The sequence below is a fragment of the Nitratireductor thuwali genome (assembly GCF_036621415.1).
Lineage (GTDB): Bacteria > Pseudomonadota > Alphaproteobacteria > Rhizobiales > Rhizobiaceae > Chelativorans > Chelativorans thuwali.
The window spans coordinates 3,219,094-3,237,275 of sequence record NZ_CP030941.1 but is presented as its reverse complement, the minus strand read 5'-3'; the positions used below and the strand labels follow the sequence as shown (position 1 = coordinate 3,237,275).

Below are 18,182 nucleotides of genomic sequence, written 5' to 3'. Positions count from 1 at the left end.
CAGCGCCGGGGTTCGTCATGCGCCGCGGCACAAGCGCACAAGGATACATGTCGGCTCACCCAGTCCGGACAACTGCTGGCGGGCACACCGCTTGGCAGACATCGATACAGTTGCTGGAAGCCCGCAATGTCCGGCAAATCTGCTTGATCGACTTCCCACACTGAAAGTACATCCGCCGGAACTTCCACAGCCGATGGCCGCCAACGATTGATCTGCGAACGCCATGGTTGAGATTGAGATGAACCGGTTGGGCCTATTCCGTGCCCGGCGTCCAGATGTGGACTTTCAGGCGTTCTCGGACGCCTTATCGAAGGTCTCGCCTGCACGAAAAGTTACGATCCGTCTTGACAGTCTCGTTTCGCTGGCTACGGTTGTTTCTTAAGATTTTGGCATTTGGGCCCCGTCAGGACTACTGTTGTTCCTGCCGGGGCCTTTTGCGTTTTGAGGGACGAAAGTGGCTACGTATCCGGTCGGAATTCTGTTCTCACGGAGCGGCGGCTACAGTCGGCCGGCCGAACAAGGCTATTTCGGTGCGGCGGCGGCAATTGCCGACGTCAATGCCGACACGTCCTACCCTTTCGAACTGGCGGCGTATCACGTCGATCCCGAAGGAAATGCCGACCGCTATGCCGCGCTCTGCCGCGACCTGATCCGCAGCACCGGCGCGCAGCATGTGGTCGGCTGCACCACCTCATGGAGCCGGAAGGAGGTGATCCCGGTTGTCGAGAAGCTCGACGCGCTTTTGTGGTATCCGTGCGTCTATGAAGGCTTCGAGGTCTCCGACAATCTGGTCTACGTGGCGGCCTGTGCGAACCAGCATCTGGTGCCTCTGCTCGACTACATCGTGCCGCGCTTCGGTGCCCGCGCATTTCTGATTGGCTCCAACTATATCTGGGGCTGGGAGACCAACAGGATCGCCCGCGATATCCTGCACCGGTCGGGCGGCAGTGTTCTGGGCGAACGCTATGTGCCGATCGGCGATGAGGATATTTGTCACCTGATCGAGGAGATCCGTGAGAAGCGACCCGACTTCGTTCTCAACAATCTGATTGGACCTTCGTCTTACGCCTTTCTTGCCGCCTACCGCGCACTGGGGGAGGAGGACGAGGCCTTCCGGCCGGAAAGCTGCCCAGTCGTGAGCTGCAATCTGTGCGAGAACGAGACCATCCTTTTGGGCGAGGTAGCCGCCGGCCACTACACCGTCTCCAGCTATTTCCGCTCGCTCGCCAGCAAAGAAAACAGCCTGTTCGCCGAGCGCATGAAGGCAGGGAATCCCGGGCGTGTTGCCGACGCATTCTTCGTGCAGGCGTATGCGGCCGTGATCATGATTGCTGAGGCGATCGGGCGTGCCGGGACAGATGAAGCGCAAGCGGTGCTGGAGGATGTGCGCACGCACGAGATCGTCACCCCGCTCGGCCCGGTAAAAGTCGACCGGGCGACGAACCATGTCAGCCTCGGCGCACATATCGGCCGGGCGCGACCTGACGGCGATTTCGACGTCGTCCGCCAATGTGAAAGCACCATCGCACCCGACCCGTTCCTGACGGCGACGCCACTCCAGCGGATTTACGACCGTGCTGCCGGCGCGCGGAAGCTGAGGGTGGTGTGATGGGTCCGGCGACGCACTACACCCCCAATTTCGTCGGCTGGCGCGCCCTCATTCTGCACCGGCCCCACCAGAATGTGGATGCGCTGCTCGCGCAATGCGCGCGCATCGGCATCAGTGGCCAGCAGGCATGGCCGGCGCTCGACGACCCGGATGCGATGCGTGCCTTTAGCGTGCTGCTCATTGACGCCGACATGGGCCATGACGGCCAGTTTCCCTGGCCGCCGGGGCTCGCGCCAATGCCGGTCATCGCACTGATCGGCTCGGAAGCACCCGGGCGCATCGCCTGGACCATCGGCCAGGGGGCCGATGCCCAGCTTCTGAAGCCCATTGGCAGCGCCGGTCTCTACAGCGCGCTTGTGGTGGCAAGCCAGGGCTTCGCGCGTCGCCGCACACAGGCGGAGGAGATCGCGCTGCTGAAGCAACGCCTGTCGAAACGGCAGGTGGTGGCGGAGGCTACGGCCATCTTGATGCTCAAGCACAACTGCGATGCCGGAACCGCTTTCGACACGCTGCGCATGACGGCCATGGCCGAGCGCCGCACGATAGAGGACGCCGCGGCGGGTATCGTAGAAGGTTTCGACACGGACGGGCGGAGGAATGTCACAAACGGTCGTTGAGACGGGCGCATCAGTGAACGCACCATCTGTCATGGCGCGCCTGTTGCGCCGTCCGCTGGCGCTGACGGGGTTGGTCATCATTGCCGCCGTGGTGCTGGCGGCCGCCTTCGCACCCTGGCTTGCGCCCTACAGCCCCTATGAGCAGTTCTTCGAGGGGTTGACCATCGAAGGCGCCCCGCTGCCGCCCAGCACCCAGTTCTGGTTCGGCACCGATCTCGTCGGCCGCGATCTCTTCAGCCGCCTCATCTACGGCGCGCGGACGTCGCTGGTGATCGGTGTGGTCGCCAACGGCATAGCCGTCGCGATCGGCTCGCTCGTGGGCATCACGGCAGGCTATTTCCGCGGCTGGGTGGACACGGTGCTTATGCGCTTCACCGATCTGATGATGGCCTTCCCCGCCCTGCTGCTCGCCATCGTGCTTGCCGCCATCTTCCGCCCCAGCCTGTGGATTGTGGCGCTGGTAATTGCCATGGTGAATTGGGTGCAGATCGCCCGCGTGACCTACACCGAGACGCGTTCCGTCGCCGAACGCGATTTCGTGGTCGCCGAACGTGCCATGGGCGCCGCTGCCGGGCGCATCCTTTTCCGCCACATCCTGCCGCACCTGCTTTCCACCATCATCGTCTGGGCCACGCTCGGCATCGCCACCACCGTGCTTCTGGAGGCGACACTCTCCTTCCTCGGCATCGGCGTGCAGCCGCCCATCCCCTCCTGGGGCAACATCATCTTCGAGAACCAGACCTATTTCACCTCCGCACCCTGGCTTGTCTTCATCCCGGGGGCAGCCATCCTGGCGCTGGCACTTGCCTTCAACCTGGTGGGCGACGCGCTGCGCGACATCCTAGATCCCACGCAGCAGGGGCGCCACTGATGGTCGCCTATGTCGCCCGCCGGCTGATCCAGACCATGCTGATCCTCATCGGCATCAGCTTCGTCACCTTTGTGCTTCTCTACCTCGTGCCCGCCGACCCGGCGCGCCAGATCGCCGGCCGCAGCGCCACCGCGGCCACGGTGGAGAACATCCGCCAGCAGCTCGGCCTCAACCTGCCCTTCCACGAGCAGTATCTGCGCTATCTGGGCGGGCTGCTGAACGGCGATCTCGGCCGCTCCTACCTGCAGAAGACGGAGGTCTCGACGCTGATCGCCTCGCGCCTGCCGGCGAGCCTGCTTCTCATGGCGGGCGCGATCTTCTGCGAGCTGCTCTTCGGGCTCACTATGGGCGTGGTCGCCGCGCTGAACCGCGGCTCGCGCATCGACGAGACGCTGATGGTCGCCTCCTTCGTCGGCGTCTCGGCGCCGCAGTTCGTGATCGGTATCCTGCTCCTCTACATCTTCGCCGTGCAGCTCGGCTGGTTCCCGATCGGCGGCTACGGCACTTTCGCGCATCTCGTGCTGCCGTCGCTTACGCTGGGATTCCTGGGCGCGGGCTGGTACTCGCGCATGATGCGCTCCTCGCTGATCGAGGTTCTGCGCCAGGACTATGTGCGCACCGCACGCGCCGCCGGCATCGCGCGCGCCAGGGTGCTGCTCGGCCATGCACTCCCCAACGCCATCCTGCCGATCATCGCCATGATCGGCATCGACATCGGACTGTTCATGTCGGGCATCGTCGTGGTGGAGAGCGTCTTCGGCTGGCCAGGCATCGGCCAGCTCGCCTGGCAGGCGATCCAGCGCGTCGACATTCCCATCATCATGGGTGTCACGCTGGTCTCGGCCTGCGCCATCGTGCTCGGCAACCTCATCGCCGATCTCATCACACCTTTGATCGACCCGCGCATCAGGCTGCGATGACGCGGGCAGAAGAAACACGCAGCAACCAGAGAAGGGAACGTTTGAGATGAGAAGACTGCTTCTGGCCGGCGTTGCCGCCGCTGCCCTTTGCGCCTCCCCCGCCTTGTCGCCTGCCTTTGCGCAGGACATCAAGCAGGGCGGCTCCATGACCGTCACCTACAAGGACGACGTCTCCACCCTCGATCCGGCGATCGGCTACGACTGGCAGAACTGGTCGATGATCAAGTCGCTCTTCGACGGGCTGATGGACTACGAGCCCGGCACCACGGAGTTGCGCCCGGAGCTTGCCGAATCCTACGAGATCTCCGAGGATGGCACGGTCTTCACCTTCAAGCTGCGCCAGGGTGTGAAGTTCCACAACGGCCGCGAGCTGACCGCCGAGGATGTGAAATACTCCATCGAGCGCACGGTCAATCCCAAGACGCAGAGCCCCGGCGCCGGCTTCTTCGGCTCCATCAAGGGCTTCGAGGAAGCGTCCGCCGGAAACGCAGAGGGGCTGTCCGGCGTCACCGTGGTCGATCCCTATACCATCCGGTTCGAGCTTTCGCGTCCGGACGCGACCTTCCTGCACGTCCTGGCGCTCAACTTCGCGCATGTTGTGCCGAAGGAAGAAGTGGAGAAGCACGGCGCCGATTTCGGCAAGCACCCGGTCGGCTCCGGTGCCTTCAGGCTCGCCGAGTGGACACTCGGCCAGCGCCTCGTCTTCGAGCGCTTCCAGGACTATTGGAACGAGGGGCTGCCCAAGCTCGACCAGATCGTGTTCGAAGTCGGCCAGGAGCCGGTGGTGGCGCTGCTGCGCCTGCAGAACGGCGAGGTGGACGTGCCCGGCGACGGTATCCCGCCGGCCAAGTTCATCGAGGTGATGAACGATCCAAAGTTCAAGGATCTCATCATCCAGGGCGGACAGTTGCACACCGGCTATGTGACAATGAACGTGAAGATCCCGCCCTTCGACAGGATAGAGGTGCGCAAGGCCGTCAACATGGCCATCAACAAGGATCGCATCCTGCGCATCATCAATGGCCGCGCCGTGGTCGCCAACCAGCCCCTGCCGCCCACCATGCCGGGCTATGCGGAGGACTATCAGGGTTACCCCTACGATCCCGAGGGCGCCAAGGCGCTGCTCGCCGAAGCCGGGCTCGGCGACGGCTTCGAGACCGAGCTCTTCGTCATGAATACCGACCCGCAGCCGCGCATCGCCCAGGCCATCCAGCAGGACCTGAAGGCGATCGGCATCGAGGCCTCCATCAAGTCGCTGGCGCAGGCCAACGTGATCGCCGCCGGCGGCGAGGAGGACCAGGCGCCGATGATCTGGTCGGGCGGCATGGCCTGGATCGCCGACTTCCCCGATCCGTCCAACTTCTACGGCCCGATCCTGGGCTGCGACGGGGCCGTGCCGGGCGGCTGGAACTGGGCCTGGTATTGCAACGAGGAGCTCGACGCGGCGGCAGCCGAGGCCGATTCCATAGTCGATCCGGCCATGGCCGGCGAGCGCGAGGCCATGTGGCGCGACATCTACCTGAAGATCATGGAGGATGCCCCCTGGGCGCCGATCTTCAACGAGGAGCGCTTCACAATCCGCTCCGAGCGCATCGGCGGCGACGACAAGCTGTTCGTCGACCCGGTGCACATCCCCGTCCACTACGACGAGGTCTACGCCGAAGATGTGCAGTAACTGCGACTATACGATCCACGGACGCCACCATCATTTCGGGTGGGATCGTTCGTTCCCGCCCGCCGAGAAGGTGGCGCCCGGCTCGACGCTGGAGTTCAACTGCCTCGATTCGGGCAACGGCCATTTCACGCGCGAAAGCACGGTGGCCGACGTGGCGACGCTGGACTTCTCCAAGGTTAACCCCGTCACCGGCCCCATCCATGTGGATGGGGCCCAGCCCGGCGACGCGCTGAAGGTGGAGATCCTGTCCTTCAAGCCGTCCGGCTTCGGCTGGACAGCGAACATTCCCGGCTTCGGGCTCCTCGCCGACCAGTTCAAGGAGCCGGCGCTGGCGCTGTGGACCTATGACGCGGGGCAGCTCGCGCCGGCACTTTACGGCAAGCAAGCGAAAGTGCCCTTGAAGCCCTTCGCCGGCACGATCGGCGCGGCGCCCGCCGAGCCGGGGCTGCACTCGGTGGTGCCGCCGCGCCGCGTGGGCGGCAATCTCGACATCCGCGATCTTGCCGCCGGCACCACGCTTTATCTGCCGGTGGAGGTGGAGGGAGCGCTGTTTTCCATCGGCGACACCCATGCCGCCCAGGGCGACGGCGAGGTGTGTGGAACTGCCATCGAAAGCGCCATGGACGTGGCGGTGCGGTTGGACGTGGTGAAGGGAGCCAATCTGTCCATGCCGCGCTTCACCACCCCGGGCCCGGTGACGCGTCATCTGGATGCGGAGGGCTATGAAGTGACGACCGGCATCGGCTCCGACCTGACGGAAGGCGCGAGAGCCGCCGTCTCGGGCATGATAGAGCTTCTGTGCGCCACGCGCGGGCTCTCGCCCGAGGAGGCCTACATGCTGTGCTCGGTGTGTGGGGACCTGCGCATCAGCGAGATCGTGGACCAGCCGAACTGGGTGGTCTCGTTCTACTTCCCGCGCGTGGTCTTCTCGTGAGCCTGCGCATAGGAGCTGTCTGGGCGGCATGATGCAACAGAGCTCTTCCCGCCTTCTGGAAGTGGATGGTCTCACCGTGCAGGTGGCCACGCCTGTCGGCGCACGCACCGTGGTGGCTGGCCTCTCCTTCCGGCTCGATCGCGGAAAGACGCTGTGCATTGCCGGCGAGAGCGGCTCGGGCAAATCCATGACGGCCTTGTCGCTGATGCAGCTCCTGCCGAAGCCGATGGCGCGGCTCGCCGGCGGCTCGGCACGTCTGGCCGGCCGCGATATCCTTGCCTTGCCGGAGGCGGAGATGCGGCAGGTGCGCGGCCGGCACATCGGCATGATCTTTCAGGAACCGATGACCTCGCTCAACCCGATTCTCTCTATCGGCAGGCAACTGGGCGGCGCCGTCTCGGCCCATGGCGCGATCTCGGTCCAGACAGTCCGGCGGCGAGCGGTGGAACTGCTCGACCAAGTGCAGATTCCCGAGCCCGAGCGGCGCCTGCGCCAATATCCGCATGAGCTTTCGGGTGGTATGCGTCAGCGTGTGGTGATCGCCATGGCGCTGGCGCAGAACCCGGAAATCCTGATCGCCGACGAGCCGAGCACCGCCCTCGACGTGACGGTGCAGGCGCAGATCCTGGCGCTGATCCGCAAGCTGCAGGTTGACCGCGGCATCTCTGTCCTGCTGATCACGCACGATATGGGCGTGGTGGCGGAGATGGCCGACGACGTGCTGGTCATGCAGCACGGGCGCATGGTGGAGCACAGCCCCGTGGGCGTGATCTTCTCCACCCCGCGCGATGACTACACCAAGCGGCTTCTGGCCGCCGTTCCCCGGCTCGGTGAGATGAAGGGGACGAGCCAACCGAAGCGCATTTTGGAACGGCAAAGATTGGATCGGCCGGCGCGGCAGGGCAACGGGCCGCTGGTCGAGGTCAATGATCTCACGGTCCGCTTCGACATTAAAGGCGGCATTCTGCAGCGGCCTGTCCGGCGCGTTCACGCGGTCGAGGGCATCTCCTTTGCCATCCAGCCCGGCGAAACGCTGTCGCTCGTGGGTGAATCCGGCTGCGGCAAATCCACTACGGGCAAGGCGCTTTTGAACCTCATCCCCTGGCAGGGGGAGATTCGCGTGACCGGCCGCCCCACAAAAGGCCTTCGCGCCAGAGCCATGCGGCCGATCCTGCGCGACGTGCAGATGATCTTCCAGGATCCCTACGCCTCGCTCGATCCGCGCATGCGCGTCGGCGACCTGGTGGCCGAACCCCTGGTGATCCACGGGCTGGCGGAGGGCAGCGAACTGACCGACCGTGTGGCCTATCTGTTCCGCCGCGTCGGCCTCTCGCCCGACCAGATGTGCCGATATCCGCACGAGTTCTCCGGCGGCCAGCGCCAGCGCATCTGTATCGCCCGTGCACTTTCGCTCTCACCGAAGCTGATCGTCGCCGATGAATCGGTCGCCGCCCTCGACGTGTCAATCCAGGCACAGGTGCTCGATCTTCTGCAGGATATCCAGGACGAGACCGCCATCTCCTACCTCTTTATCTCGCACGATATGGCCGTCGTGGAGCAGATCAGCCACCGGGTGGCGGTGATGTATATGGGCCGCTTCGTGGAGATGGGCAGCCGTACGCAGATCTTCGAGAACCCGCAGCATCGATACACGCGGAAGCTGATGGAGGCGGTACCGGTGGCCGATCCCTCGCTGCCGCGCCGCGCCTTCGTGGAAAAGGCGGAGGATCTACCGAGCTCGACGCACACGCTTGATTATGTGCCGCCCCGGCAGAACGTGCGCGATATCGGCGGCGGCCATCTGGTATGGGCCCCAGCCTCCGGCTGAACCACTAAAAGCTGTGGTGAGCCGCGATGTTAGCTTGGCACAATGTCACGCTTCTGCGCGAGCTCCCAACGGCAGGAGCACGGCAGAATGGTCGAGAACGCATACATCTACTTGACGGGCCCAGCTCGCCAGCACCGCATCTGCGAACATCACCCGGAGGAAATGCCCGGCTCGCTCTCAAGAGGCACGTTCTGTCCAACCGCCTGGCCGAAATTGCCCTTCAACGCTCCCCGGTGCATATAGACCCGATCCGCGCAACAGCAGAAACGGGGCCGTCGTGCAAACTCTTCGTCTTCCCGACCTCAGTCAGTCGCTTACGGCCAGTGCCCGGTCTGTCTTCCGCAAGCTGGCGCACGAAGGGCCGGCAACCCGCCCTCAGCTTGGCGTGGCCTTGGGCCTGTCGCGGCCCACAATGTCCGCGGCGATGGCCGAACTTGAGCAACTGGGCTATGTCGAGGTGGTGGGATCGGCGCAGGGCGCATTGGGTCGCAAGGCCGCAGTTTATCGCGCTGGACGGGGAGCCGGACACGTCATTGCGGTCGATGCCGGCTCGACGCACGTGCGGCTGCGTGTATCCAGCGTCGACCGCCGCTTGCTTCACAGCAGCGTGCACCACCTGCCGGTCAGCCAGTTCGTTCTGAATGAACAGATCAGCCAGGCTGTAGCCAACGAGGTGCGCAAGGCGATCGCTATGAGCAAGCCCGAATGGGGGAACCTGCGGGCTTTGGGAATAGCGCTTCCCTCACGTGTGGTGAACGCGAATGGCGATACGCCGGCCACCGGACAAGATGAGGTGTTCAGCCGGTTCGTGCCGCCGAATGACGTTCAGCTGGTGCTTGAGAACAACGTCAACTGCGCGGCCGTTGCGGAACATCTGTATGGCGCGGCGAAGCAGCAGCCTACCTTTGCGTACATTCAGATTGGGCTGAAGATCGGCATGGGGCTGATGCTGGACGGGAAGCTCGTGCGAGGCCGCAACGGCGCGGCGGGCGAGATCGGCCACATGGCCTTTCCCTTTGCGCCTGGGAGGATGCCGGTATCAGGGGAAATCGAGCGCTACATGGGGGCCGAGGCGCTGATGGGTCGCACTCTCGCAGATTGGCCCCCTTCGTCAGGGCGGCCGCCAGCCGACACTAGCGAGCTTCTGCAGCGCGCCGAGAGCGGCGAAGAGGCTGCCCTGCGCCACGTCATGCAACATGCCGACGATATAGGTGCGCTCGTTGCGTCCTGCGTCAGTATTGTTGATCCGGGGCTTGTCGTACTGGGCGGAGGCCTGGGTTCGGCCGAAATGCTGCTGCCGCAAGTCCGGGAGGTCGCCAATCGCCTGAGTTATCCGGTCGAGGTGAAGACGAGCATACTTGGACCGGACGCCACCGTGCTCGGTATTGAGAAGCTTGCGGTTGACAAGGTCATGGAGGTGCTGCTGGCAGAAGAGGCTGGATAAGAATCCTCCTTGATCTCCTGAATTTATTTGTTAAGATGCCTAACAATTAACAAGAAGCGCGGACGGCCGTGATGGCGAGTTCGGCCAAATAGCTAGATCTCTGGAGGCACCATGAAACGCACCTTGACCGTTGCCGCCGGACTCGTCGGCATCAGCGCCTTGCTGACGGCTGGTCCGACTGCCGCACAATCGGAAATCGCGCTTGAGTACTGGGTCTACTCCGACTTCGCCCAGGGAGAGGCTCTGGCTCTTCAGCAGGAATTCATTGCTGAATTTACGGCCGAGCATCCGGGAGTAAAAATCAATATCACGGGCAAGGGCGATGATGATCTGACCGCTGGCCAGATCGCGGGAGCCGCTAGCGGAAACCTGCCCGACGTCTTCATGAATGGCATGGGCGTTGGCGCCCAGCTCGTGGAGGTTGGCGCGCTCGCCAACCTCTATGGCCGATGGATGGCCATGCCGCAGGAATATCGAGACCAATTCGATGAGGACGCGATCGCCAGCTGCATGCCGGCACCGGAGGAGCTGTATTGCCTGCCCTACACGGGTTTCGGATCGTTGCTATTTCGCAATTTAACCGTGCTTGAGGAAGCCGGTATCGACACAAGCGTCGCACCCAAGACCTGGGACGAGTGGTACGGCCAGATGCAAAAGGTCAAGGAAGCCGGCAGATATGCCATCCCCGACCAGACCTTGGTGTTCAACTCGGTAGCCGCCACCTACGCCATTGTCGGTGACGCAGATCAATGGGGCATCGATTTCCAGACGCGCACCACGAAGATCGATCCAAAGGTCATGGCCAGAGTGCTGCAGCTCTTCGTCGACATGGTGCCACTCAACAGCGGCACGAGCCGCAATGATCAGGCAACCAAGGATCTTTTCATCTCCAACGAGCTTGCCTTTCATGCTGTCGGGCCCTGGGTCGACCCGACCTACAGACAGGCGGCGGCAGAGAGCGGCCTGAAATACGACTACGTTCTGCTTCCCGGTATTGAAGAAGGTGAGCACGGCGGCATCAAGAGCTACGAAATTCTCGGTGTGGCGCCGGGTGACAACGAAGAGATTGCGTGGAAGTTCGCGGCCTATGTGGCCGAGAAAAACCAGATGCTGCGCTGGGCCAAGCTGCTGTCGCGCTACAATGCCAACGCCGCGGCAATGGCCGATCCCGAGGTCGCCGACCTGCCATTGATCGCCAAATCGGTTGAATCTGTGAAATACGCAATCAATACGATGCCGCCCTATTTCGTGGGAGCCGTTCCCAATTGCTACAGTTCGATCGTGATTGAATACGCCTCCGCTACCGCCGATGGAGACATATCCCCATCGGAAGGCGCCGAGGAGATGGTGGCTGAGCTCAACGACTGCCTCGCAGAGTAGCATGAAGGAGAGCGGCCGGGTTCTCCGGCCGCGCCTTCACGGAGGGACTGGGTATGCTCGTCCGACGCCATCTTCCGCATTATGCGATGATCGCCCCATTCATCCTGCTTTTCGCGGCATTCTTTCTGTATCCAATCATCAGCGGGTTCTTTTACAGTTTCCATGATTGGAATGCTGCGCAACCAGCGCAATTTGTCGGCGTCGAAAACTACCAGAAGATCCTATCGTCTCGCGATTTCGAGCGGGCCGCAACGAACCTCGTGACCTACATCGTTCTGACGGTACCGCTTGGCATCTTCATCGCCTTTTGCCTCGCGCTCCTGGTCGACAGCTTCACGGGCTTCTGGTCCAGCTTCTTCCGTAGCGTCTTTTTCCTGCCGGTGGTTCTTCCCGCCTTCCTGGCCGCGACCATCTGGCGCTGGATCTATACCCCGAACTTCGGACTGCTGAACATGACCTTGGGCTGGTTCGGCTTTGAGTCGGTCAACTTCCTCAATGACACCGATACCATGCTCTATTCGCTAATCGCGGTGGACATCTGGGTCTCCGCCGGCTTCAACATGGTGATCATCCTGGCAGGGCTTAAGAACATTCCGTCGGACCTCTATGAGGCTGCGCGTCTAGACGGTGCCAACCGCCTTCAGCAAGTGATCCACATCACAATCCCGATGCTTGGTCCCGTGCTGTTCTTCGTCGTTACATACGGTTTCATCTCCGCCCTTCAGGTTTTCGACGTTCCCTGGCTGCTCACCGGATCATCCTTCACCAGCTATGGCGGCCGGCGGAACGGGCTCCTGTTTCCGGTGATGGACATGATGGGCCGTGGGTTTGGTTCGGTGGCGTTCGGCGAGGCGGCCGCCTACGGCTTCATCCTTACCGCCGTCATCGTGGTTTTGACGTCGGCTATGTTTGCGCTGCGCGCCTGGAGGACCCGTCTATGAGCGTCATTGCCGAAGACCATCTGGTGCAGAGGCGTATTCCTTCCGTCCGCTCGTTGTCGGGATGGGTGATCCTCAAATGGCTCATCGCGATCGGTGTAACGATCATCGCCGTCTTGCCGATCTGGTGGATGATCAACGTGGTATTCGCCGATCCCGGCACGCCGGTTTCCGTCAACCCTCGGCTCTATCCCACATCGCTCTTTCACGGCTTCGAAAAAGTTCGCATCATCCTGCTGGAGACCGAATATCTGCACGCCTATCTGGTATCGGTGAGCTATGCGCTGCTGACGATCGCAGGCGTGATCCTGATCGGCTCGATGGCGGCCTTCGAGTTTGCTCTGTTCGAGTTTCCTGGCAAGCGGATGCTGTTCGGAATCGTCATACTGTCATTGATGGTCCCGACGGCCGTGACCATTATCCCGACTTATCTTCTGACCGCGCAACTTGGCTGGCTCAACACGATGCAGGGCCTCGTGGTTCCCGGACTGGCCTCCGCTTTCGGCCTGTTCCTACTTATCCAGTTCATGCGTACGATACCAAAGGAGATGGTCGAGGCCGCACGCTTGGACGGAGCCGGACATTTCCAGATCTACTGGCATGTCGCCTTGCCCCTGTCTCGCAACGCGCTGGTGACACTGGCCATCCTTACATTCATGCAGACATGGGGCAATTTCATGTGGCCGCTCATCGTGGCACCCAGTCCGGAAATGTATACGGTCGGCCAAGTCGTCGGGCTCTTCAACTCACCCTATTCGCATCAGACCGTCGACGTGGTCATGACGGCCAATCTTCTGGCGGCCGTACCGCCGCTCATCTTCTTCCTGATCTTCCAGCGTCAGATCGTCGAAGGCATCGCGATGTCGGGGTCGAAGGGCTGACAACGAGAATTGGAATGCTCAATGGCACAACTCGACATCTCATCTGCTTCAAAAAATTATGGCTCAGTCCGTGTGCTGGACGGCGTGAACCTTCAGATAGCATCCGGCGAATTCGTCGTGTTCGTAGGTCCCTCCGGATGCGGAAAATCCACGCTCCTTCGGATGATCTCCGGGTTGGAGGAAATCAGTTCGGGAACCATCAGCATCGACGGAACCGTCGTCAATAATATCGAACCGGCGCGGCGCGGCGCGGCGATGGTGTTTCAGTCCTATGCGCTCTACCCGCACATGAATGTCTTCGATAACGTCTCGTTCAGCCTGCGCATGGCACGCCTGGCAAAACCCATCATACGCAAGAAGGTGGAACAGGCAGCCGGAATATTGCAGCTCGACAGGCTGCTCGGCCGCAGGCCGGGGCATCTTTCCGGTGGGCAGAAGCAGCGCGTAGCCATCGGGCGGGCCATTGTGCGGGAGCCGCAGGTTTTCCTGTTCGATGAGCCGCTTTCCAATCTCGATGCCGAGTTGCGAGTGCAAATGCGAGCCGAGCTGGTCGACCTGCATCGCCGGCTGAACGCGACGATGATCTACGTGACCCACGATCAGGTGGAGGCGATGACGCTGGCGGACAAGATGGTGGTGATGAACGGCGGCCGAATACAGCAGGCGGGAAAGCCGCTTGACCTTTATGACGATCCCGACAACCGGTTCGTCGCCGGTTTCATCGGGTCGCCGAAGATGAATTTCCTGTCAGCCACGGTGGCAAGGTCGGATGAAAACTCGGTGACGCTGGCTGGTATCGGCGGTGAGGGAACGGTCACGCTGCCCTTTCGCGGGTTCGATCCCGAGTGCCGCGCGGTGGAAATCGGATTGCGACCCGAGCATGTCAGCCTCGCAGAATCAGCTCCATGCACGTCCGTGAACGTTTGTGAGGTCGCTGGTCGTGTCGCTCTCGTCGAGGAACTGGGCGATGTAACGTATATTCATGTCGAGCTTCCGGACCATGAGCGCCTCGTAATCCGAAGCACGGCATCCCGCTACCGTGGCGGATCGACATGCCGCGCGCAGATGGAAGCTTCTCGGTTCCTGCTGTTCGACGGTCAAGGCCAGCGTATCCGCGAACGGGGAATACCCGACGCATGAGTTTAGCTGCAGATCAAGAAACCATGCCGCTGATTCTGGGGATCGACATCGGCGGCACCAAGACGCACTTGCGGGCTGAGGGACGCGGCATTCGGCAGGACCGGATCCTATCCACCGCGGTTTGGCGCGAACGCGATTGGGACGCGGATGCGTCGCGACTGCTGGCAATGGCATCGGAACTGGTTCAGGGCGCCGAGATCGATGCGATAGGTATTGGCGCTCACGGGTGTGATGACGCATCGGAATGCGACGCTTTTCAAGCTGCCTTCGCGGCGCGGAGCCCGGTTCGGACGGCGGTGGTGAACGATGCCGAACTGATGCCGTTGGCCATGGGCTTACACGGCCAGATCGGGCTTGTAGCGGGAACCGGCTCCATCGCCGTTTGCCGGACGGCTTCGGGAGGGATGCTGGTCGCTGGTGGCTGGGGGTGGATAATCGGCGATGAAGGCAGCGCTGCGAGCATTGTCCGCGAGGCGGCACGCGCCGTTGCGTTATACATGGATACAGGCGGTTCCAAAGACGAACCGCTGGCGGCGCTGCTGTTCGAGGCGTTGGAGATTCCAAGGCCTGCGCGGATCGGATCAGCAATCAGCTGTCTGGGCAGCGCCACCGCCGTAGGCGGGTACGCCCATCTGGTGTTCGAGGCCGCCACCCTTGGCTCTCACGTCGCTCAAGGGGTGATCCGCGATGGCGGCCAAGCCCTAGCCGCACTGGTACAACGGCTTGACGCACGAGGAGCGGGCGCAAGCGAAGTCGTAGCGGGCGGTGGTGTGATCGTGGCCCAACCCCTGCTGTGGCATGCCTTCGTCGAGGCGCTTGCCGACGACGCCCGCCACATCTCGCCGCACCTTTTTGGAGGCAATCCCGTTGAAGGCGCGTGCCGCCTTGCCGCCACACTGGCCGCGTCCAGCGATAGGAGCAGGAACGAGGCCAGTGCGACCCGTATATGACAGGAAAGGAAATCTCGTGAGCTACCGTTCGACCGTCGCCCGTCAGCCGCAATCGCTCGCCGACACAATTTCCTCGGTAGGGGCCGAACTGGGGGGTGTGGACCTGTCGCCGCTGTCCGATGGCGTTGTGGTCGTGACTGGAATTGGCGCTAGCTACGCTGCGGCTGTCGTGGTGGCCGGGGAACTGCAGCGCTGCGGCCGGCGTGCGTTCGCCGTGCGGTCGGACGACGTGACCAGAATAGGCGCCTTGGCGGATATCGTGATCGGGCTCTCTCATCGTGGCCGCAGCGTCGAGACGGTGAATGCCCTGCGCTCGTCAAGTTCGGCGGTGCGACTGGCCATTACCAACGATTCAGCGAGTCCGCTTGCCCAGGTCGCCCAACTGCATGTGCAAATGAACAACGGTTCGGACGCCACGCCGTCGAGCACCGGATATACGGCGACTCTGGCGGCGGCGGGTTTGGTTTGGGACGCGCTGCAGGAACAAGAAGCGGCGGACTGGTTACCCATTCCGTCCATCGCCGAGACCATTCTCTCCGGAGCCGCGGCCAAGATGGATCGGCTCGGCCGGCTGTTCGCGGATCGCCGCGCGATAGATTGCGTGGGGGCCGGCTCTTCGCTCGGCACAGCCGACGGTGCCAGCTTGCTGATACGCGAGGCGGCCCGAATCCCCGCGGCGGCCTTCGATACCCGGCACTATCTGCACGGTCCCATGGAGGCGATGGATGGGAGTACCGGCGTGGTGATTTTCGGAAACGGACGAGAAATTGAGTTGGCAAGGCAACTGAGCGCCATTGGCTGCCCGACATTGCTCGTGACGTCAGATGCGTCGGTCGAGGACAGCGAAGTCATGACCGTTATCCGGGTTCCGACATGCAGAAACCGAATTGCTCAAGGCATCGCCGATATCATCGCGCCGCAGCTGCTGGCCGCCACCCTGTCCGACGCAGCCGGCCTGACCGACACCAAATTCCGCTACAGGCAAACAGACACGAAGGTTCCCAGCGCCGTGAACGCCTGACGCGGGAGATGTCGTCGCAATAAGCGATGAAGGCAGAACAGCGCTTTGAACCGCTTGCGTCGCTTCGACGTGACGTCGGCATTCGAGGCGGAGTTCGGAAAAGGCTTCTGTGGTACTTTCAATGGAAGCCGTTGCCGGACCTCACCAGCAGCCTCTCATGTTGCGGGGCGCAAGGCCTCCAGCACTCTGACGGTACAAGAGATTCACGCGCGACGTAACGTTGGGCCATACCGTCACGCCTGCTGTCAGACCACTCGCTGTTGCGGCGAAAGCCGGCGATGAGCACCGGCTATCCATTCTTTTATCTCAAACAGTTATCTTGCATTCCGGCGTGCCGCCGGATGCGCCCGGCACGGCCTCAATCATTCCCACTCAATCGTCCCCGGCGGCTTCGAGGTCACGTCGTAGACGACGCGGTTGATGCCGCGGACTTCGTTGATGATGCGGGTTGCGGCGCGGCCGAGGAATTCCATGTCGTAGTGGTAGAAATCCGCGGTCATTCCGTCGACGGAGGTCACGGCGCGCAGGGCGCAGACGAATTCGTAGGTGCGGCCGTCGCCCATCACGCCCACGGTCTGCACCGGAAGGAGCACGGCGAAGGCCTGCCAGATGGCGTCGTAAAGGCCGGCCTTGCGGATCTCGTCCAGATAGATCGCGTCGGCGGCGCGCAGGATGTCGAGCTTCTCGCGGGTGACGCCGCCGGGGCAGCGTATGGCGAGACCGGGGCCCGGAAAAGGGTGCCGGCCGATGAAATGGTCGGGCAGGCCCAACTCCTTGCCAAGCACGCGCACCTCGTCCTTGAAAAGCTCGCGCAGCGGCTCGACCAGGCTCATATTCATGCGCTCGGGCAGGCCACCCACATTGTGGTGCGACTTGATGGTGACGGAAGGGCCGCCGGTGAACGAGACGCTCTCGATCACGTCGGGATAGAGCGTGCCCTGCACCAGGAAATCGGCCGTTTCTCCGTCCCTGGCCAGCTTTCTGGCTTCCTCCTCGAAGACTTCGATGAACAGGCGGCCAATGGTCTTGCGCTTCTTCTCAGGGTCCGGCTCGCCCTCAAGGGCATCGATGAACTTGTCCGAGGCATCGACCACGATCAGCGGCACGTTGTAATGCTGGCGGAACATCTCCACCACTTCGGCCGCCTCGTTCTTGCGCATGAGGCCGTGGTCGACGAGAATGCATGTCAGCTGCTCGCCGACAGCTTCGTGCGTCAAAAGGGCCGCAACGGAGGAATCGACGCCGCCGGAGAGCGCGCAGATGACCTTGCCGCCGCCCACCTGGCTGCGGATCGCGTCGATCGCCTGCTCGCGATAGGCGGCCATGGTCCAGTCGCCCTTGAGCCCGGCGATCTTGTGCACGAAATTGGAAAGCAGCTTTGCGCCGTCGGGCGTGTGCACCACCTCGGGGTGGAACTGCAGGCCGTAATATCTGCGCTTCTCGTCGGCGATTGCCGCGAAGGGTGCGCCGGAGGAGGTGCCCACGACCTCAAAGCCGGGCGGCAGCGCGGTCACGCGGTCGCCATGGCTCATCCACACCTGATGGCGGGTGCCGGTGGCCCAGACGCCGTCGAACAGCGCGCAGTCCTTGGCGATCTCGAGAAAGGCGCGGCCGAATTCGCGGTGGTCGCTGCCCTCCACCTTGCCGCCGAGCTGGGCGCACATGGTCTGTTCGCCATAGCATATGCCGAGCACCGGGAGGCCGCTGTCGAATATGACCTGGGGTGCGCGCGGGCTGCCGACATCGACCGTCGAGGCGGGGCTGCCGGACAGGATCACCGCCTTGGGCTTGAGGCGGTGGAATGCCTCTTCGGCCAGTTGGAAAGGCGCGATCTCGGAATAGACTCCGGCCTCGCGCACACGCCGCGCAATGAGCTGCGTGACCTGGCTGCCGAAATCGATGATCAAAACGGTGTCGGGGTGGGTAATCGTCGTCATGGCGAGGCTTTAGAGAAAGAAACGAGTCGGCGCAACG

15 protein-coding genes are annotated in these 18,182 nt (G+C 62.7%); 14 read left to right on the top strand and 1 reads right to left on the bottom strand.

Translation table 11 applies throughout. From position 1 onward, the window contains the following. Positions 1-454: 454 nt before the first annotated feature. The 14 genes from NTH_RS15660 to NTH_RS15595 all read left to right on the top strand — a co-directional run bounded on the left by NTH_RS15660 (position 455) and on the right by NTH_RS15595 (position 16,208). Entirely contained in the window at positions 455-1,609 is a 1,155-nt protein-coding gene (locus NTH_RS15660) for a transporter substrate-binding domain-containing protein (protein WP_338530884.1), read from the top strand. Next, complete coding sequence (locus tag NTH_RS15655) at positions 1,609-2,226, top strand: ANTAR domain-containing response regulator (protein ID WP_338530883.1); 618 nt, start codon at positions 1,609-1,611, stop codon at positions 2,224-2,226. Before NTH_RS15660 ends, NTH_RS15655 begins: the two co-directional genes overlap by 1 nt. Beyond that, positions 2,207-3,097 carry an ABC transporter permease gene (locus NTH_RS15650; protein WP_422392405.1) on the top strand — a complete coding sequence of 297 codons (891 nt, stop codon included), beginning with the start codon at positions 2,207-2,209 and terminating at the stop codon, positions 3,095-3,097. The genes NTH_RS15655 and NTH_RS15650 overlap by 20 nt, the downstream gene beginning before the upstream one ends. Then, positions 3,097-4,017, top strand: a complete 921-nt coding sequence (locus NTH_RS15645) for an ABC transporter permease (protein WP_338530882.1) — start codon at positions 3,097-3,099, stop codon at positions 4,015-4,017. The genes NTH_RS15650 and NTH_RS15645 overlap by 1 nt, the downstream gene beginning before the upstream one ends. A gap of 46 nt (positions 4,018-4,063) precedes the next feature. Beyond that, positions 4,064-5,692, top strand: coding sequence for an ABC transporter substrate-binding protein (locus tag NTH_RS15640; protein WP_338530881.1), 1,629 nt, complete (start codon positions 4,064-4,066; stop codon positions 5,690-5,692). After that, the gene (locus NTH_RS15635; protein WP_338530880.1) at positions 5,682-6,626 is read left to right on the top strand and encodes an acetamidase/formamidase family protein; all 945 of its coding nucleotides are present in this window, start codon (positions 5,682-5,684) and stop codon (positions 6,624-6,626) included. The genes NTH_RS15640 and NTH_RS15635 overlap by 11 nt, the downstream gene beginning before the upstream one ends. Before the next feature lie 28 nt (positions 6,627-6,654). Then, a complete protein-coding gene (locus NTH_RS15630; protein WP_338530879.1) occupies positions 6,655-8,454 on the top strand; it encodes an ABC transporter ATP-binding protein in 1,800 nt (599 codons plus the stop codon). Between the two features lie 277 nt (positions 8,455-8,731). Continuing rightward, the gene (locus NTH_RS15625; protein ID WP_338530878.1) at positions 8,732-9,898 is read left to right on the top strand and encodes an ROK family transcriptional regulator; all 1,167 of its coding nucleotides are present in this window, start codon (positions 8,732-8,734) and stop codon (positions 9,896-9,898) included. 111 nt (positions 9,899-10,009) lie between these two features. Further along, a complete protein-coding gene (locus NTH_RS15620; protein ID WP_338530877.1) occupies positions 10,010-11,278 on the top strand; it encodes an ABC transporter substrate-binding protein in 1,269 nt (422 codons plus the stop codon). Positions 11,279-11,331: 53 nt separating this feature from the next. Continuing rightward, positions 11,332-12,219: a carbohydrate ABC transporter permease gene (locus NTH_RS15615; RefSeq protein ID WP_338530876.1), complete on the top strand. Its 888-nt coding sequence runs from the start codon at positions 11,332-11,334 to the stop codon at positions 12,217-12,219. Next, positions 12,216-13,097: a carbohydrate ABC transporter permease gene (locus tag NTH_RS15610; RefSeq protein WP_338530875.1), complete on the top strand. Its 882-nt coding sequence runs from the start codon at positions 12,216-12,218 to the stop codon at positions 13,095-13,097. Before NTH_RS15615 ends, NTH_RS15610 begins: the two co-directional genes overlap by 4 nt. Positions 13,098-13,118: 21 nt before the next feature. After that, positions 13,119-14,237, top strand: coding sequence for an ABC transporter ATP-binding protein (locus NTH_RS15605; protein ID WP_338530874.1), 1,119 nt, complete (start codon positions 13,119-13,121; stop codon positions 14,235-14,237). Continuing rightward, on the top strand, positions 14,234-15,187 hold the full coding sequence (locus tag NTH_RS15600) for an N-acetylglucosamine kinase (RefSeq protein WP_338530873.1): 954 nt from the start codon (positions 14,234-14,236) through the stop codon (positions 15,185-15,187). The genes NTH_RS15605 and NTH_RS15600 overlap by 4 nt, the downstream gene beginning before the upstream one ends. A 16-nt stretch (positions 15,188-15,203) precedes the next feature. Then, complete coding sequence (locus NTH_RS15595; RefSeq protein WP_338530872.1) at positions 15,204-16,208, top strand: SIS domain-containing protein; 1,005 nt, start codon at positions 15,204-15,206, stop codon at positions 16,206-16,208. A 362-nt stretch (positions 16,209-16,570) separates the two neighbouring features. On the opposite strand, the gene guaA is transcribed toward NTH_RS15595, so the two are convergent. After that, positions 16,571-18,145 carry a glutamine-hydrolyzing GMP synthase gene (guaA, locus tag NTH_RS15590; RefSeq protein ID WP_338530871.1) on the bottom strand — a complete coding sequence of 525 codons (1,575 nt, stop codon included), beginning with the start codon at positions 18,143-18,145 and terminating at the stop codon, positions 16,571-16,573. Between the last annotated feature and the right edge of the window lie 37 nt (positions 18,146-18,182).

Excerpts from the sequence above, each read along its gene's own strand:
- NTH_RS15655 (WP_338530883.1), top strand. The coding sequence starts at position 1,609 with ATGGGTCCGGCGACGCACTACACCCCCAATTTCGTCGGCTGGCGCGCC.
- NTH_RS15650 (WP_422392405.1), top strand. The coding sequence starts at position 2,207 with ATGTCACAAACGGTCGTTGAGACGGGCGCATCAGTGAACGCACCATCT.
- NTH_RS15645 (WP_338530882.1), top strand. The coding sequence starts at position 3,097 with ATGGTCGCCTATGTCGCCCGCCGGCTGATCCAGACCATGCTGATCCTC.
- NTH_RS15640 (WP_338530881.1), top strand. The coding sequence starts at position 4,064 with ATGAGAAGACTGCTTCTGGCCGGCGTTGCCGCCGCTGCCCTTTGCGCC.
- NTH_RS15635 (WP_338530880.1), top strand. The coding sequence starts at position 5,682 with ATGTGCAGTAACTGCGACTATACGATCCACGGACGCCACCATCATTTC.
- NTH_RS15630 (WP_338530879.1), top strand. The coding sequence starts at position 6,655 with ATGATGCAACAGAGCTCTTCCCGCCTTCTGGAAGTGGATGGTCTCACC.
- NTH_RS15620 (WP_338530877.1), top strand. The coding sequence starts at position 10,010 with ATGAAACGCACCTTGACCGTTGCCGCCGGACTCGTCGGCATCAGCGCC.
- NTH_RS15615 (WP_338530876.1), top strand. The coding sequence starts at position 11,332 with ATGCTCGTCCGACGCCATCTTCCGCATTATGCGATGATCGCCCCATTC.
- NTH_RS15610 (WP_338530875.1), top strand. The coding sequence starts at position 12,216 with ATGAGCGTCATTGCCGAAGACCATCTGGTGCAGAGGCGTATTCCTTCC.
- NTH_RS15605 (WP_338530874.1), top strand. The coding sequence starts at position 13,119 with ATGGCACAACTCGACATCTCATCTGCTTCAAAAAATTATGGCTCAGTC.
- NTH_RS15600 (WP_338530873.1), top strand. The coding sequence starts at position 14,234 with ATGAGTTTAGCTGCAGATCAAGAAACCATGCCGCTGATTCTGGGGATC.
- guaA (WP_338530871.1), bottom strand. The coding sequence starts at position 18,145 with ATGACGACGATTACCCACCCCGACACCGTTTTGATCATCGATTTCGGC.